A 17,647-nucleotide genomic window follows, 5' to 3' on the forward strand; every position below is an offset into this window, starting at 1 on the left:
TTCTTCTGCCCCTTCTTTATTAGACTAAGTTCGCGAATATTAATCGCGAACTATCTTTTATTTTGTCCAAAGTCCAATTTATTTCTCTTGCCATATTTAATAACTGATATTAGTTTTTAATATTTTGAGCATTCCAATCACCGACAAAACCAATTGCTGCTCGACTATTCATGGGTTTGGCAAACCAGAAGCCTTGTCCATAAGCACAGTTCAAACTTTTAAGCTGCATTAGCTGTTCTTTAGTTTCAATTCCCTCGGCAATCGTATCCATTCCCAAATTCGAGCCCAAAGCGACAATAGCTTTAACAATTTCACCCTTCTCTCCTTCTGTTCCCAGTCGTTCGATAAAAGAGCGATCGATCTTTAAAAGATTAAACGGCAAAGAGTGCAAATAACTCAGGGAGGAGTAGCCCGTTCCAAAATCATCTAGACACAACTGCACTCCGCGCGATCGCAACTGCTCTAAAACTACGCTCGTCGTTGGCGAATTATCGATCATCACGCTTTCGGTAATTTCTAATTTTAGGCAACTTCCTTTTAAGCCAGTTTCTCCTAAAACTCGATCGAAAACCTCAATTAGATCGGGTTGAAAAAACTGGTTGCCAGATAAATTTACACTAACCTTGAGAGTAGTAGTCGGCAACTGCTCTTGCCACGATCGCAACTGACAGCAGGCAGTTCGTAAAACCCAGCGGTCGATCGCCACGCTTAGACCTGTTTCTTCGGCTAAGGGAATAAATTTATCTGGACTTATCAAACCCTGCCAAGGGTGCTGCCAGCGTACTAATGCTTCAAATCCCCAGAGTCTTTGAGTAGCCAAACAGATAATCGGCTGGTAATACAGCACAAATTCTTCTCGTTCGATCGCTAGCCGCAAATCGTGTTCCAACTCCAATCGCTGCAAAATCTCGGTATGCATTGAGGGAGTAAAAACTTCATACCCTCCCTTTCCTCGTGATTTGGCGTAGTACATTGCCGTATCTGCGTCTCTTAATAGGTTCGTTGCCCGACCGTCACTGGCATATAAATTAGCTCGATCTCCAAGAGCGATGCCGATACTAGCAGAGACATATACCTCGCGCTCATTTAAAATTAAAGGCGGTTTTAAAATCTGTTGAATCTGTCCAGCCACTGCGATCGCCTCCTTTAGATCCGCAAGTTCCTCAAGGAGAATGGCAAATTCATCTCCTCCATGACGGGCAATAATAAAGTTTTCACGTTCGTACTTTTGCAAACGGTGCGCTACCTCAATCAGTAATCGATCGCCTACCAAATGACCCAGACTGTCGTTAACCACCTTAAAGCCATCCAGATCTAGAAACAAAAGGGCAAAACCACGAGCGGGCTGTAACTGACTGCGATCGATCGCCCGCTCCAATCGCTCCATTAATAGTCTTCGACTTGCCAATCCAGTTAGCCCATCGTGAAAGGCATCGTATTCTAACTGTTGCTGCGCTTGCTTGCGTTCGGTAATATCGGTAACAATGCCATCGATGCGAATAGTATTGCCTAAATTGTCTAAAATCAGGCGAGCGCGATCGCGTACCCAGCGCATTTCTCCATTCGGTCGCCAAATTCGATATTCGATATCCTGGCTACCAATTGAGTACAAAGCTTTATTTGCTTCTCTAACTCGTTGGCGATCTTCTAAAACAATTACCTCTCGTCGAAGATTGAAATTGCCCAAAAATTCAGAAATCGTACGTCCATAAATTTGTTCTGTTGCTGCATTAAGATAAAGCAACTGAAATTTGTGGGGATCGACCGACCAAACGACATCTTCAATCGAGTCGAAAATGCTATCGAGCCTTTCTTGATTTATGCTTAATGCTTGTTGATTGGCTTGCAGTTCCGCTTCTAAATTTTTGCATTCATTTAGTTCTTGTTTTACTATTTCTAATTCTTGCTTGCTAGCAACTGCCGACTTTTGCCAAGCTTCTGCTATTGACTTTAGACTAACCAGACCATAAACGCGGTAGTCTACTGTAACAATCGGCAGATACTTAAGTTGCTGATGCTGCATTAAATCCATTAAAACCGAAATATTAGGTAGCTCTGTCACTTTTAGAGCGATTGGGTTTGGGGAAATGACTCTAGCCAATGAAAGTTCTTGCCAGTTGGCTGTGGAGACGGCAAGCTCGATCGCATCGCGAGCAGTAAAGATACCTACTAATTTTTCTGACTCGACTACTAGAATGCAGCCTGCCTGAGTTTGAGACAGAGTAGCGATCGCTTCAGTTACGTTGGTTTCTGCCCGAACGATCTGTGGATATTTGTCAATTGCCCATTCTACAGTCATTAGCTTAGTTATGGCTTAACTTCGGTAATGTAAAATCATGTTTACGGTTTATCGAGCATGAGACAAACCAATTTTTGAAAAATCTGCTCGACATTTTTTCCTGTTTTTGCAGATGTAATATACGTAGGTACATTTTGAGAGTATTTTTTCTCTTGCAGAACAGTTGCTAATTTTTCTGAAGTCAGTAAATCTGATTTGTTAAAAGCCGCGATCGCTCTTACTCCCCTGGGATTAGCCAAAGACACTAAATTCAAGTGTTCGTAGAGGCGAGAAATAGTGTCTTGACGAGACAAATCGGCAACCACAATTGCTCCCGCGCAACCGCGTAGATAATTTTGTTCGACTGGCTGAAATTTAGTCTGCCCTTCAACATCCCAAATTAACAACTGCACTTTTTGGCATTCTAAACGCTGAGGAGCCGCAACTCTTACAATCTTACGCGAAATTTTTACGCCGATGGTTGACAGATATCGATCGCTAAACTGGCGATCGACAAAACGCCGCATCAAACTGGTTTTGCCAACTCCAAAGTCACCAACGAGGCAGATTTTTTTGGAAATTATAGACATTAATGTTTTTGATGATTTTTGGAGCAATTAAGACAATTGTGTCATACAGTTACTCCTACCAAAAATAGACAGCTTAAAAGTAATTATACGAATAACCGCTAATTTTAGTCGGTACTTTAGCAAACAATACTTAGTAATTTACACTTGGTTAAAAACTATTTAATTATCTATTAATTAAAAATTAATTTTTTGGGGGGATAAATGTCTCAAAACGAACGACTCGACTCAAACGCGATGGTTGAGATTCGGTTACGTCAGGAGGAAGTTTGGAACTGCCGAAAACTTGCAGACGTAACGGTTCTATGCCTCGCTCGATTAAAGCCCGTTCTACGGCACGAGCGCGTTTTAGTGCCAGGCTATGTCTATCTTCAATAGCTCCTGTCGAATCACTATGACCGATAATTTTCAAATGCAGATTCGGATGTTGAGTTAAAAATTGCTCGACAGTTCTTATCTGCTCGGAGGCATCTCCCTCTATTTGAGCCGAACCAGATTCAAAGTAAATTTTAGTATCGAGGATTGGTATTGCTGTCTCTACAGTAGCAATAACAGAACGAACACCTGGAATTTGCTCTAGTTCTCGAACAATTTGTTTGACCTCAGCTTCGTCGGGCGAGTTACCCGACACGGTAACGGTATTATTATTAAGGCTCGTGGTAATATTTATACCCTGTCTGCGATTGATTAACGCCGTCGCTCGTCTTACTTCTGCTGCTGTTTGTATCGGATCGGGCGGAACATCTACCGCAACAACTTGATTCGTTAGTTCTAGCTCTGGCACCGCTCGCTCGGCGGCTTGCGCCGCTTTAGTTTGCAAATACTGACTGGGAACTCTACCAGTCAAAACTACTTGCCCTTGGCGAACTTTGGGAGTAAGGCGATAAACCGATAATTCTGGGTTTGCATCTAAAGCTGCTGCTATTTTCGATTCCTGGCGATCGCTTGAGTAGCTGCGATACCACAAGAAGCCTAAAGGCAAGAAAACTAAGCTGACAACAACCAATAAAAATACCAGCAACCCAGATAGAGAGGAAGTGCGCGGTTCTTTGCGTTTGACTTCTACTAAATCTACTAGCAATGGCTGTAGGGAATCTGGGATTGTTGTCGGGTCGCCATTGTAGCCTTCAATAAATCTACCGTAGTCGAGGACAATGGTGCCTAGCGTGTCTCGAATTTTTTGTAGTAAAGCTTTAGAAGGTTCGCCTTTAACAACTACGGCGAGATAACAGTATCCTGCAACTTCAATAATGATTTTGGAAGCATCGTATTCAATTTCGTGTAGTTCTGAAACTTCTCCAGGAATAGCAACGCTGTCGTTGACAAAAACTCGAATTGCGGTGAGCATTCCTGCAATCATGTCGGCTTCGAGTTGAAAAGTCGATTCTGGCTGCACGTCTCGAATCACCAATCCCGAATCTTTGTGAATTAAAAACACAGCCAATACTGCATATTGCATGGCTTCTTTAAAGATTAATTCGGCTTCCGAGACTCCCTGCACTTTGGCACGAATTTTGCGCTTGATTCCTTCTGGAGAGAAAGTATTTTCTACCTGTTTATTAATATCCTTAACTACTTCTACCATGTATTTAGAGATGGTATTGCCAATTACGGGATATAGCGCATCTACCATTGCATCTCGCTCGACCACAATCTGATTTTTGATTGCTTCGCCCATCTGTGGACCGAGGACTCTAGAAATAGAATCTCGTTCTAAAAGAATCTGTTCTTGGATGGCAAAAGCAATTTCAGGAGCGATCGCTTTACCGATAGATTGCGGAGATTGCTGGCTCTTTTGGCGAATTATTTCATCAACGATCGGAATAAGAGAGTTAAGTAAAGATTCTTGCGTTTCATTAGACTTAGCTTCTAACAATTCTGTAATTAGCGGTAACAGAGGATTGATAATTTCTGTCGGCTCGTAAATCTGACTTTCCAACTGTTTTAGTTTTTGCTCCAAAGTTGCAATAAGCTGGCGTAAATCGGATAAGTTAGTTGACTCTATAGAGCGATCGCTTTCTTGTTCCTCATCGCTTGAGGTTTGGCGAAGCGATTGAGAGGGAGTGGTTATTTCTAATGGTATAATTTCAGCTGTCTCGCTTTCTGGTGGCTGTTGCTCTCGCTCTACAAAAGTATCTTGTTGACTTACGAGTGATTGCCGCTCGGATTGTTTTTCTTGCAGCAAAACATCAAACAACAGATCGATTAACTCTTCTAGCTGTTCTGCTGCTTCTGAATTTGGCTCATTGGGCTGCTGGCTCAAGTTTATTTATATCGATCCTGTTACTCAGGTAATAATAATTCGGCTTTGGCTAGAGTTTCTTCTGCTTCTTTAAGTTCGGGAAACGTTTCTGCTCCTTTAACCTTAAAACAAAGCTCGAACAAAAATTCTGCTAGTTCGGCACGAGAAATTTTAGCATCTTTGAGATTGTCAAACTTTTGTTCTAGTTCGGTAAATATTCGCTCTCTTAATAGTCGAACATCTTCTTGGAGGGTTTGTTTGGTTCGTGTTAGTTCATCTCGAACCGAATTAGTCTTAGCCTCGACATCTTTATATAAAGAGTCAATACTGCCAGAATTGCGATCGGTTAGCGATTTCAATTCTTGCTTGAAGTTGCTAGTCTCATTTTGAGTTGTGAGAGTAAGATACCTTAGTTTTTTCTCCAAAGAATCAACGGCTGAGTGAATTTCTGTAGACAGATCGGACTGAAGATGTTCTAAACGGGCGTTCATTTCCGTCTGAAACTGAGTAAACTCTGACTCGATCTTTTCTAAACGCCGTTCGCAATTTTCAAACCGCTTCTGGTATTCTTGAATTTCATACCCAAATAGCAGATCGCGAATTCGGTCGATATTTCCCAATCTTTCGCGCATTGTTTCTCTGCTAAGATCGTTCATACTCAGCTCCTATAAATTCATCTAGTAAAGCATCGTACAGTAAATTTTATTGTAAATAAACTGTGTATTATACTTTATTGAGTGTAGCGGTAACTGATTTTGTAGATTGAGAGATAATGCCAGACGATACACTCTTTTGTTAGAGGCGATCGCCGATCTATTCATCGTTTTGACATAATTGTTATTGGAAGACAACGCGCATTGTAATTTAGAAGAAATACTAATTTAAACTTTACCTGTTTATTTATATAGACTTACAGCTTAAAATCTGGCGATCGCCCAATTTTAATCGAACCGACAAACTATAGAGCTAACGCTGGTAAATAGTAATATCTTTGGCAATCTACAAACAGATTTAGTATTTTTTTAAACGTACCTATTTCTCTACTTGTTTTTATAAGAATGTCTACTAAAACAACTAATATTCCCCTAAGCTGGTCAGAACTAAAAACCCTGACATACTTTCAATTAGATCCTGTCAATGGTGCTACCAACCCGCAAGCTCGTTTGCGCCTGTTTGGAGCGAGCGAATCAGAAGTGCGCGTGACGCTATACCGCGATAATCATGCCTGGTGTCCTTATTGTCAAAAAGTCTGGCTATGGCTAGAGGAAAAACAGATTCCCTACCGTATTGAAAAAATTACCATGTTTTGCTATGGCAAGAAAGAAAGCTGGTATAAGCGAAAAGTACCATCGGGAATGTTGCCAGCTATTGAATTAGACGACCGCCTGATTACGGAAAGTGATGATATTTTGATTGCCCTAGAAGAAACTTTTGGAGCTTTGGGACAAAGTATGCAAGACCCCTCGGTGCTACCTCTACGGCGATTGGAGCGTCTGTTGTTTAGAGCCTGGTGTACCTGGCTTTGTTCTCCAGCGCGTTTTCCTGGGCAAGAGCAGCACAACCGCAAACAGTTTATCGAAGTGGTAAAGAAAGTTGAGGAGGCTTTAGCCAGTACTACTGGAGCGTACTTTTTAGCTGAGTTCGGTACTGTAGATGTAATTTTTCCCCCTTATGTCGAACGCATGAATGCTAGTCTTTACTATTACAAAGGTTATTCCCTACGAGAGTCAAATACTTATTTATCAAAATGGTTTGAGGCGATGGAAAGCCGTCCTGCCTATCGAGGAACTCAAAGCGATTTTCATACCCACGCTCACGATTTACCACCACAAATGGGTGGCTGCTGGTCGAACGACGAACCACAGACAAAATTAAATCAGTCGCGAGTAGATAACGGTCCCTGGTTTGGGCTACCAGATGCTACTTATCCAGAACCAGATAACTCTCGCGCTGAAGCTCTCTATCGGGTAATCAAGCACCATGATAATATTATTCGGGTCAATCCAGCCGATGATAAATTATTTGATACAGCTTTACGCTGTGCCTTAACTTATATGATGAGCGAAGAAGAATGTACGCCACCTCAAGGTTCTGATTCTGCCCTACGATATTTGCGCGACAGGATTAATGTACCGCGAGATATGTCTATTTATGCCGCCAAACGGCTAAAGACTTCTCTAGAAAAAACTGCCGCCTTAGTAGGTGATAGTCAAGGAGAGCCTATACCTTTAAGACATCGGCGAGATCAAGATCCTGCTAACTTTATATTGGTTTGACACAGGCGTTTGTATCTATCGAACTTACGTTTATTTATACCGATTCGACATAGAAGGCAATACCATTATTGCTTTCTAGTTGATAATCCGAAAGGTTATCTAGCACATAATCTCTTTCTGCTGCTGAAGGAGTGTAAAAATGTACGCCGAGTGAAGGATTAAAAAAGCGATATACGGTAGGAGAGATTGATAAAGACCAAAGTTCATCGCCGTTAGTACCATCGTTGGCAGTAAAGTAGAGTTTACCATTAACCTCGGTAAAATTGTTGGGAAAAGAACTATCCCCACCAGGATTAATATCTTCGACTAAAACCGTACCTTCAGCAGTGCCATCACTTTTCCACAATTCCTCACCATTAGTGCCATCGGTAGCAGTAAAGTAGAGAGTCTCATTAACTACAGTTAAATTATCGACAAAGGAATTACTTCCACCAGAATTGATATCTTTAACTAAAATCACTTGCTCGTTCATAATTTATCAACAAGGCAGTTTTTATTATTTAAAATGACAATAAAAGTCTAATTTGTGGCAAGATAATTTGTCATCCATAAAAAACTTTACTTGAAATTGCTAATAGGTTTATAAAAAATTTATATTTTGGTTATTTAAGTATTAATTGTATTTTAAAAAATCCTATGAGGTGTTTGAGATACAGCAGATTGCGATCGCACAAAGAATATAGCATTTGGCTTTCAATCTATTACTTTATAGTTAACAGTCTTAAAAACGCTGTAAAATGAATAGAAAAAGAAATTGTTATTTTTTGACATTTATCATCCGAGCAAATATTAGAATTAAATACTTATTAAACAATTGTTTAATAAGTAAAGATAAGAAAACAAGCAGCATTATTAGAAGTAATATTTAAGCCAGCTATTTTGCTACAAAAATATTTTTCTGTTTAATAGCGATCGCTATTAATGATTTTCAACCTTTAATTGCTCGGCAAGTAGAGAAAGTAAGGAAAGATCTTATTCGAGCAATACAGAATATACGCTCGAAAGTCGAAATACTACAATAGTAATTATGTATAGCTTTGGCAACCTTCCGAAACAATGTTTTAATAATATGGCGATCGTCTTAAAATAGTTTTTCGTTAAAATTACAAACGTCTTCAGTTATAAAATGAAGACCAGATTTACTGCCTAAACTAGAAGCCAAACAACTAAGACTTAGATGTCGATCGCACTAGCAGGATATAGAAATATTGAGAAAATCTCCGAAGGAACTAAGATTATTGTTTATCGCGGAGAACGCGTCCAAGATCGCCAACAAGTTGCGATCGCGATTTCAACAGAACGATATCCGAGTCTTGCCCAACTCAAACGGTTTCGCAATCAATATATTATTACCTACAACCTCAATATAGATGGTGTAGTCAAAATTTATGCCTTAGAAAAGTTTGGTAACGGATATGCGCTAATTATGGAGAACTTTAGCGGTATTTCCTGGCTAGAATATGTTGCTACTAATAACCAAACTCCATCGAGACAACAGTTATTAAAGTTTTTACAAATTGCCATTCGAGTAGTAGAAACTTTAGCAGAACTCGACCGCAACCATATTATCCATCAAAAAATTCAACCGCAAAATATTTTAATCGCTCCCCATAGTCAACAGGTGAAGCTAAAAGATTTTAGCCTTGCCTCCCTGCTACCAAAAAATCGACAACTGAAACAAAATCTAGAGCTTACCGACGAGATTCTTCCTTATATATCTCCAGAACAAACGGGTAGAATCGATCGCGGTATCGATTACCGTAGCGATTTTTATGCTTTAGGAATAACTTTTTACCAACTGCTGACGGAGCAGCTTCCCTTTACTAAAAGCGATCCAATAGAATTAATTCACTGCCATCTGGCAGCAGAAGCCATTGCACCTATCAAAGTAAACACCCGTATTCCCCTGGCTCTTAGCAAGATCGTACTCAAGCTGATAGCTAAAAATCCTGAAGAACGCTATCAGACTGCCTGGGGACTAAAATGCGATTTAGAAACGTGTCGGCAACAATTACAAGACAGCAACAAGATTAGTAACTTTAGTTTGGGAACGCGCGATATTTGCGATCGCCCGATCGTTCCCCATAAACTTTATGGCAGAGAAAAGGAGATAGAAACCATACTAAATGCCTACGAGCGAGTCTGTCGGGGTAAAAAAGAGTTGCTGGTGGTGTCTGGTTGTGCGGGTATTGGCAAGACAGCATTAATCGAACGAGTCAGCAGAACGATTTTGCAGCAGCCTGGTTATTTTGTTCGAGGAAAATTCGAGCAGTTTCTAGGCAATCGCCCTTTGGCAGCAATTTTTTCGGCGTTTCAAAGTCTCATTTTGCAGCTTCAAACCGAATCCATACAAACTTTGCAGCAGTGGCGGCATCAGCTGTTACAAGCTTTAGGAGATAACGGACAGCTAGTTATTGATGTAATTCCCGAATTAGAAACAATTATCGGCAAACAGCCTTCAGTTACTAAATTAGAACCCGATGCCGCGCGCAATAGATTCACGCTTATTTTGAGAAAGTTTATTCGCCTGTTCGCTACTGCCGAACATCCTTTGATTATTTTTTTCGACGATTTACAGTGGGCGGATTTGGCTTCGCTAAAATTTATTCAGCTATTAATGGGCGATCGCGATTTTACCCATTTATTACTTATTGGTGCTTATCGAGATAACGAAGTTAGTGCGGCACATCCGCTAGCAATAAAATTAGCAGAGATCGAAGGAAATGTTGGCAATAATAATGAGTCGGTGGCAATTAATCGCTTAGGTTTATCGCCATTAAATCTGATGACTCTCAACAGCACCATCGCCGACAGCCTCTGTTGTTCCGAAGCTTTAGCATTTCCTCTAACCGAGTCTATCTGGCAGAAAACTCAAGGCAATCCTTTTTTCGCGATCGAATTACTGTACTTTTTACATCAAGAAGGACTAATTACTTTAGATCGCGCCGAGGGATATTGGCAGTGCGATCTTGCCAAGGTAAAAGTTTTAGCAGTTAGTGATGATGTCGTTGAGTTTATGACTCAGAGACTAACACAGCTATCGGCAGACACTCAAAGTTTATTAACTATCGCTGCCTGTATCGGTAATGAGTTCGATCTAGCTACTCTAGCAATTGTTTGTGGTAAATCGGAGTTAGATACTGTAATCGAGCTTCGCCATGCTATACAAGAAAGTTTGGTGTTGCCAACCAGTGAAATTTATCAGTTTGCTCTAAGCCAGAGAGGAATGGCTAGAAGTGATTTCGAGCGCACTTCCTATCAATTTTTACACGATCGCCTACAACAAGCAGCATACCAACTAATTACTCAATCCGAACGAGTAAAAACTCACTGGCGAATCGGACAATTGTTGTTAGAGCGTAACGCCGTTGCTGCTAGAGAAGAAAAAATTTTTGCCATTGTCCACCATTTAAATATGGCAGTAGATCTAATTCAATCGCGATCGCAACGAGAACTGTTAGCAGAATTAAATCTAAATGCTGGTAATAAAGCCAAAGCTGCTAATGCTTTCTTTAATGCCTGGCAATACTGCTCTACAGGATTAGAACTACTAACGCCAGATTGCTGGGAAACTAAGTATGATTTGACTCTCGATTTAACTGTAACCGCAGCAGAAGCAGCCTATCTCTGTGGCAATTTCAAGCAAATGAAATCGTTGGTTGCTACTATCTTACAGCGCGGGCGATCGCTACTAGATAGAGTTCGAGGCTATGAAGTGAAAATTTATGCCTACATTGCTCTAGGAGAACCCTTGAAAGCGGTTAAAGTTACCTTAGAAGTATTAGAGCTTTTGGGCGTTCGTTTTCCTCTCCAGCCTAATAAACTACAGCTTTTGGAGGCATTAGTTCGGACAAAATTACTGTTAGCCAAACAAGATACCAATCTAATCGATCTACCCCGAATGTCCGAGCCCCAATCATTAGCAGTGATGAAAATTATTGGCATCGTGGGTTCTCCTGCCTATAACTCCACCCCCAATCTAGTTCCTTTACTTGCTTTAAGAGCGGTTAATCTATCGCTTAAGCAAGGTAATACTGCCATGTCTATCTATGGATATGCTAGTTATGGGGTAGCTTTGTGTGGCTCTTTAGGACAATTCGAGCGTGGCTATCAGTTTGGTCAACTGGCTTTAAACTTACTAGAAAAGCTCGATGCTGAAGAATTTAAAGCCAAGACATTAATGGTTTTTAATAACTTTATCAGACATTGGCAAGAACATCCGCAAGCGGGATTGGGAGCTTTAAAAGAGGCTTACTGTAGTGGTTTGGAAACGGGAGATCTCGAATTTGCTTCTTATGCTGTATTTGTCTATAGTTATCATTCTTATCTTATCGGCAAAGAACTTACCAAACTCGAACGAGAAATATCGCAATATTTAGAAGCAATCGCTCTACTAAATCAAGAAACAGCACATAATTTATTAAAACTCTATCATCAGATAACTTATAATTTGAGCGCAGCGGTTGAAGCTCCTATTTATCTTAAAGGTCAAAGTTTTGACGAAGATATAAGTTTACCTTTACTTTTAAAAGCCAATCATCTTTCCCTACTTTGCCATTTATATTGTCACAAACTTATTTTGTGCTATCTATTTGAAAAATATACTGAAGCTTTAGTTAATGCCAATAATACACAAAAATATCTTCATGGTGTTAAAGCAACTTTGATTATTCCCCTGTTTAATTTTTATGATTCTTTAACTCGCTTAGCAGTTTATAATAATGCTTCTCGGTTAGAAAAAAAATCTTTAATTAAAAAAGTTACAGCCAACCAAAAGCAGCTAAAAATTTGGGCTAAATCTGCACCAATGAATTATTGGCATAAATATTATTTAGTAGCAGCAGAACAGCAGCGAGTTTTAGGTAATTATCTTCAGGCGATCGACAATTACGATCGCGCGATCGAACTTGCCGAGCTTAATAAATATTCTAACGATCTAGCTTTAGCACAAGAATTAGCTGCTAAATTTTATTTGACCTGGGGTAAAAGAAATATAGCACGACTATATCTAACTGATGCTTATTATAGTTATGCTCGCTGGGGAGCAATAGCTAAAGTTAAAAACCTGGCTAAAAATTACTCCCAATTGCTCGCACCAGTTATTAAGCCTGAAGTAACTCTAACTGAAGAAACTAAGCTAACTAATCTTTATACTTCAAAAATCAAATTTGACCGCTTAGATTTAAAGACAATAATCAAAACTACTCAAGCTATTTCTCAAGAAATTAAATTAGACAAACTGCTAGCTACCTTAATAGATATAGTTGTTAAATCTTCTGGAGCGCAAACTGGAGCTTTAATTTTGTTAAATCGAGAATCGACAGTTTTTTTAGCAGCAGCTACCATACAAATCAATTCTCCTATAGTTGAGTTCGATCGCCACAAACTAGATGCTTTACAGCAAAACTTACCTAACAGTATTCTCAATCAAGTTAAGTTCACCGCCAAACCTGTAATACTAGCTGAAGGAATAGAAAATACTATTTATCTTGCCGATCCTTATTTCGTTGTAAATCAACCCCAATCAATTTTGTGTACACCAATACTCGATCGCCAGGAACTAATTGGTATTCTCTATTTAGAAAATAAGGTAACCAAAAATGTTTTTACTGACGAGCGACTAGAAGTAATTAACATTCTTTGTTCTCAAGCTGCTATTTCCCTGAAAAATGCTAACTTATATCTCGATATACAGCATTCAGAAGATAGAGAAAAACAAAAAGTAAAGCAGTTAGAAACATCTTTAGTACAACTACAGCAAGATAAACAACAGCTAGAATACGATGCTTTTCACGATTCATTAACAGGTTTGGCAAATCGAGCATTGTTAATAAAACTGTTAGCTAAATCAATCGAACTAGCTGCACGACATCCACAATATTTGTATGCTTTTTTGTTTCTCGATTTAGATCGTTTTAAAATAATTAATGATAGTTTTGGACATTTATTTGGAGATGAATTACTAAAACAGGTGGCTCAAAGATTAGTAACTTGTGTGCGTACCAGCGATACAGTTTCACGCCTTGGTGGAGATGAATTTGCTATTTTATTAGAAAATCTTGAAGATACAAATGAAGCTATTATAATCGCTCGGCGTATTATAAAACAGTTTCTGCAACCTTTTTTTATAGTTAATAAAGAAATATATACTAGTACTAGCATTGGTATTACCTTTAGTACTATTAATTATCAGCAACCAAAAGATATACTGCAAGATGCAGATATAGCAATGTATCGGGCAAAATCTCAGGAAAAAGGACAATATTTTATTTTCGATCCTACATTAGAGGATGTCTGAAAAGTTATTTATGTTGCCTAACGTCTAAGCACAATCCGAATCATCGCAACTTGAATCATAGCAGAGTATATCACTCAACTATTTTTATTTCTTCCAAATTCCAGAACGCGCCACCTAAAGCCGAGTAATCAATTCCCTCGTATTTATTGCGAACTGCACCCAAAGCCAAAGGATTAACTAAATAGATAATTGGAGCTTTATCGCTAACTATTTGCTGAATTTCGGCATAAATAGCCTTGCGTTTTTCTTTGTCTAGTTCTTTGGCACCAGCTACAAAAAGTTCGCCAATTTTTGCTTCCCAGTCAGCTACTACTCTGCCTTCAATTGGCTCTTGTCCTGCCGTTGGTTTTTGATTGAAAAAGTGTAAATTACCATCAACAGCCCAAAGATTAGCTCCACCATTAGGTTCATTACCGCCAGTAAAACCTAAGATAATTGCTTCCCAATCCAAAGAGTTACTTAATTTACCAACTAAAACATTAAAATTGACTAGACGAAACTTTACGTCAATACCAATTTTGGCTAAATCTTCTTCAACCTGATTGCCCATTTCTTCGCGAATTTTATTGCCGGAATTAGTATACAAAACAAAGCTGACGCGATTGCCTTCACTATCTACTAATTGTTGCTTGTCGTTATATTTAAATCCTGCTTTTTGTAGTAATAGCTTGGCTTTTTCGGGATTGTAATCATACCCGATTAAACCTTCATAGAAAAAAGGCGACTGTACTGAAATGGGAGAATTTTGTGGTTGTCCTAGTCCACGATAAATGTTGTTGACCATTCGCGGACGATTAATAGCATGAGCAACAGCTTTTCTAAAATTAACATTATTAAACCAGCGCAATTTGTTGGAACCGATTAAAGGTTTACCGTTTTTCGATCCCTGATTGAGATTGAAGGTAATAAAGTTTGTACCGTAATCTGGACCACCATTATATATGGTAAAATTCCCTCTTTTTTCTTCTTTTTTCAAAAGCGAAAAATATTCTGGGCTAACAGAAATAGAATCTAAGCTATTAGAACGAAACTGTAATAAAAAAGTATCGGTAGATTCGATAATTTCCCAAATAACTCGTTCGATATAAGGAATATTTTTATTTACTACCTCTTTTTTCCAGTAGTAGGGATTGGCTTCAAAAATCAGTCGTTGATTGGTAACATAATTTTTTAGTTTATAAGCACTATTAGCAACGATATTTTCTGGTGAAGCGTCTATCGTCCAAGTAGATAAAAATAGCGGTTTACCATCAGGAGTTTTATTTTCTACTTTAGGTTGCAAAATATGGGCGGGTAAAATCGATAAGCCACCGATAGTATCGAGAAATGGTGCAAAAGGTTCGGGTACGCTAAACTCAATTTGTAGATCGTTGAGTTTGCGTACTTTTGGGAGTGCTTGGCTTTCTCCGATCCGAATAACGTCTCTGGAACTGCTAGGAATTTCTTCGTTAAGATACAGTCCATCGTAGCTAAAAACTACATCATCAGCCGTTATAGGCTCACCGTCCGACCACTGCAAACCTTTTCTTAAAGTAAAGACGATCTGTAGATTATCTTCAGACATTTCCCAGGATTCGGCTAAAGCAGGTTCGATTTTACTGGTGATGGGATTTTGGGAAACCAAACCGTCAAACATCATATCTCCCACGCTGCTACTAGTGGCATCGGTAGCCAATATGGGATTAAAAGTTTTAGGATCGCTGAGAATAGCCTGAACTAGCTGGGGGACGTTTTCAGCATCGGCTTGTTTAAAATTTGCTGGATTGCATCCTGTAAGGGAGACGAAAATAAATATTAGAGCGAATACTACTTTTGCCCGACGACAAACTATATTACTAACAACACCAATAAAATTAAACATATCAACTATCCCAACTACACCCGATCGCAGTATAAACTCTAGAGCAATTTTATTGCCGACTGGTGGGCAACAAGCTATAAGGTGAAACACTCTCATTAACTGGTGTTCTTGTTTGCCCACCCACCATTGGACTCGTCCTTCTTCCTTCGTCAATCAAACACGGGCGACCATAATTCTGTAACTGGCACTTCCCAACCAGGCAGTAAATCGGGAACCGCTAAAATATCACCATCCTTTAAGATAATCGGGTTTTGTTCGTAGCGGCGAATTTCTACGGTGCGTTTCTCTGGATTTACTAAAATCCCAACTACTGTGCCTTGAGTCAAAAACTCGTCAATCTTATCTTGCAGTTCGGAAATTTTATCGGTGGGAGATTTAACTTCTACCATTAAGTCAGGAGGGATAGTGGCATAGCCGCGAGGAGAACGAGGCAGACGCTCGGCACGAATAAACGAAACATCGGGAGCGCGAGTATTAGCAAGATTGAATCCCGCACTAGATCCAGTAATTCGTCCAAGTTGATTGGGTTCGATCCAGTTCCACAATTTTGCTCCAACTCGAAAGGCAACCTCATCAGACTCATAACCAGAAGGACTCATAACGATAATTTTCCCCTCGACTAGCTCCATCCGATAGTCTGGATGTTGTGCTTGCAGTTGCTCTAAATCTTCTACAGTTAGGGACATACTATCTTCAGACAGACGATCTCCTTTGGTAGTTATCGTGTCGCTTGGGTTTTCAAAATAGTTAGAACTCAGCATACAGAAGTTTTAATGTCAACTTTAATACGATTTTAACTTGGATGAGAACCGCTCAAACTTTTAAAGTTTAGAGTCTGACTAGTCGGAAATGTATCTCATTTAATTTAAAGAGGCAGCGAGTAGTTTGAAGGTTGCTAAGAGCGATCTATGATAATTGTTAGAAAAATTGTTTACTAAGATTATTATGACTTCAGGCGATCGCATCGGTGTAGCTGTAATTGGAACGGGTTTTGGCAAAAAAGTACATATTCCAGGTTTTCAAAATCATCCCCGTACAGAGATAGTAGCAGTATACAATCCCGATTTAGGAAAAGCTAAAGCGATCGCCGATGAATATAAAATCTCGTATGCTTATAACAAACTCGATAAAATTTTAAGCTTGAGCGAAGTTGACGTAGTTAGTATATCTACGCCACCTTTTTTACACTACGAAATGGCAAAGCAGGCACTTGAAGCAGGAAAGCACGTGCTAATAGAAAAGCCAATGGCGATGGACGCTACAGAAGTTAGAGAGCTATATCATTTAGCACGACAACGGAACTTAGTAGCAATGCCCGATTTTGAATTTCGTTACGTTCCTGCCTGGCAACTATTGGCACAACATCTGCAAGATGATTATGTGGGCAAAAAAAGACTGATAAAAATCGATTGGCTAGTTACCAGTCGCGCCAATCCCGATCGCACCTGGAACTGGTATTCCCAAAAAGAAGCTGGCGGTGGTGCATTAGGTGCGGTAGCTTCTCACTCTTTCGACTATATTCACTGGCTGTTTGGCTCTGTCTCGCGGTTAAATGGCTATCTCAACTGCGCCATTCCCGAACGTCCCGACAAATCAGATGACGGCAAAATGAAACCAGTTGATGCCGACGATACCTGTCTGATTATGCTGGAAATGGCTGACGGTACGCCCTGCCAACTGTCGGTTAGCTCTGTAACCTATGGTGGTAGGGGACATTATGTAGAAGTTTACGGTGAAAAAGGAACTTTAGTTTTAGGCAGCGATAATTTAAAAGATTACGTTCATGGTTTTCATCTTTCAGGCGCACCCGCAGGTAAACCATTAAAATCGATAGATATCCCTAAATCTATGGATTTTCCTCAAGTATTTACCGATGGCAGAATTGCACCGTTTATTCGCATCGTAAATCGTTTGGTCGAATCGATCGATTCTGGCAAAACGCTAGTTCCTTCGCTAAAAGAAGGAGTTTACTCTCAACTATTAATGGACTTGACTCATAAATCCCATGCAAGTGGAGGTTGGGTAGACGTACCAGAGTTAGATAGATTTATTGGATGAGAGTGAAGATATTTTGGGTAGCAAGATCGAATAATTAGGATTACCGT

The 17,647-nt window shown here is 39.6% G+C and carries 10 protein-coding genes; 3 read left to right on the forward strand and 7 right to left on the reverse strand.

Going from position 1 to position 17,647, the window contains the following annotated elements:
• Positions 1–109: 109 nt before the first annotated feature.
• The 4 genes from KV40_RS01810 to KV40_RS01825 all read right to left on the reverse strand — a co-directional run bounded on the left by KV40_RS01810 (position 110) and on the right by KV40_RS01825 (position 5,763).
• On the reverse strand, positions 110–2,299 hold the full coding sequence (locus KV40_RS01810; RefSeq protein ID WP_052055262.1) for an EAL domain-containing protein: 2,190 nt from the start codon (positions 2,297–2,299) through the stop codon (positions 110–112).
• A gap of 41 nt (positions 2,300–2,340) precedes the next feature.
• Positions 2,341–2,868 carry a Rab family GTPase gene (locus KV40_RS01815; RefSeq protein ID WP_036477381.1) on the reverse strand — a complete coding sequence of 176 codons (528 nt, stop codon included), beginning with the start codon at positions 2,866–2,868 and terminating at the stop codon, positions 2,341–2,343.
• Positions 2,869–3,049: 181 nt separating this feature from the next.
• Complete coding sequence (locus KV40_RS01820) at positions 3,050–5,128, reverse strand: OmpA family protein (RefSeq protein WP_052055263.1); 2,079 nt, start codon at positions 5,126–5,128, stop codon at positions 3,050–3,052.
• A 20-nt stretch (positions 5,129–5,148) separates the two neighbouring features.
• A complete protein-coding gene (locus KV40_RS01825) occupies positions 5,149–5,763 on the reverse strand; it encodes a hypothetical protein (RefSeq protein ID WP_036477383.1) in 615 nt (204 codons plus the stop codon).
• A gap of 402 nt (positions 5,764–6,165) precedes the next feature.
• Between KV40_RS01825 and KV40_RS01830 the strand changes: the two genes are divergently transcribed.
• On the forward strand, positions 6,166–7,383 hold the full coding sequence (locus tag KV40_RS01830) for a glutathione S-transferase family protein (protein ID WP_036477385.1): 1,218 nt from the start codon (positions 6,166–6,168) through the stop codon (positions 7,381–7,383).
• A gap of 34 nt (positions 7,384–7,417) precedes the next feature.
• Here the strand turns inward: KV40_RS01830 and KV40_RS01835 are convergent, their stop codons facing one another.
• Positions 7,418–7,855, reverse strand: coding sequence for an ELWxxDGT repeat protein (locus KV40_RS01835; protein WP_036477387.1), 438 nt, complete (start codon positions 7,853–7,855; stop codon positions 7,418–7,420).
• A 705-nt stretch (positions 7,856–8,560) separates the two neighbouring features.
• Here KV40_RS01835 and KV40_RS01840 point away from each other — a divergent pair.
• On the forward strand, positions 8,561–13,681 hold the full coding sequence (locus tag KV40_RS01840; RefSeq protein WP_052055264.1) for a diguanylate cyclase domain-containing protein: 5,121 nt from the start codon (positions 8,561–8,563) through the stop codon (positions 13,679–13,681).
• A gap of 70 nt (positions 13,682–13,751) precedes the next feature.
• Here the strand turns inward: KV40_RS01840 and KV40_RS01845 are convergent, their stop codons facing one another.
• Positions 13,752–15,542 (reverse strand): ABC transporter substrate-binding protein, encoded by a 1,791-nt coding sequence (locus KV40_RS01845; protein WP_036477466.1) that lies wholly within the window; start codon positions 15,540–15,542, stop codon positions 13,752–13,754.
• A gap of 149 nt (positions 15,543–15,691) precedes the next feature.
• Positions 15,692–16,228, reverse strand: a complete 537-nt coding sequence (locus KV40_RS01850) for a Uma2 family endonuclease (RefSeq protein WP_036477469.1) — start codon at positions 16,226–16,228, stop codon at positions 15,692–15,694.
• Between the two features lie 259 nt (positions 16,229–16,487).
• Between KV40_RS01850 and KV40_RS01855 the strand changes: the two genes are divergently transcribed.
• A complete protein-coding gene (locus KV40_RS01855; protein WP_036477473.1) occupies positions 16,488–17,600 on the forward strand; it encodes a Gfo/Idh/MocA family protein in 1,113 nt (370 codons plus the stop codon).
• Positions 17,601–17,647 lie beyond the last annotated feature (47 nt).

The sequence above is a fragment of the Myxosarcina sp. GI1 genome (assembly GCF_000756305.1).
Classification (GTDB): Bacteria; Cyanobacteriota; Cyanobacteriia; order Cyanobacteriales; family Xenococcaceae; genus Myxosarcina.

What these genes read in the sequence shown, in the direction of transcription:
- KV40_RS01810 (WP_052055262.1), bottom strand. Translation starts at nt 2,299, where the DNA reads ATGACTGTAGAATGGGCAATTGACAAATATCCACAGATCGTTCGGGCA.
- KV40_RS01815 (WP_036477381.1), bottom strand. Translation starts at nt 2,868, where the DNA reads ATGTCTATAATTTCCAAAAAAATCTGCCTCGTTGGTGACTTTGGAGTT.
- KV40_RS01825 (WP_036477383.1), bottom strand. Translation starts at nt 5,763, where the DNA reads ATGAACGATCTTAGCAGAGAAACAATGCGCGAAAGATTGGGAAATATC.
- KV40_RS01830 (WP_036477385.1), top strand. Translation starts at nt 6,166, where the DNA reads ATGTCTACTAAAACAACTAATATTCCCCTAAGCTGGTCAGAACTAAAA.
- KV40_RS01835 (WP_036477387.1), bottom strand. Translation starts at nt 7,855, where the DNA reads ATGAACGAGCAAGTGATTTTAGTTAAAGATATCAATTCTGGTGGAAGT.
- KV40_RS01840 (WP_052055264.1), top strand. Translation starts at nt 8,561, where the DNA reads ATGTCGATCGCACTAGCAGGATATAGAAATATTGAGAAAATCTCCGAA.
- KV40_RS01845 (WP_036477466.1), bottom strand. Translation starts at nt 15,542, where the DNA reads ATGTTTAATTTTATTGGTGTTGTTAGTAATATAGTTTGTCGTCGGGCA.
- KV40_RS01850 (WP_036477469.1), bottom strand. Translation starts at nt 16,228, where the DNA reads ATGTCCCTAACTGTAGAAGATTTAGAGCAACTGCAAGCACAACATCCA.
- KV40_RS01855 (WP_036477473.1), top strand. Translation starts at nt 16,488, where the DNA reads ATGACTTCAGGCGATCGCATCGGTGTAGCTGTAATTGGAACGGGTTTT.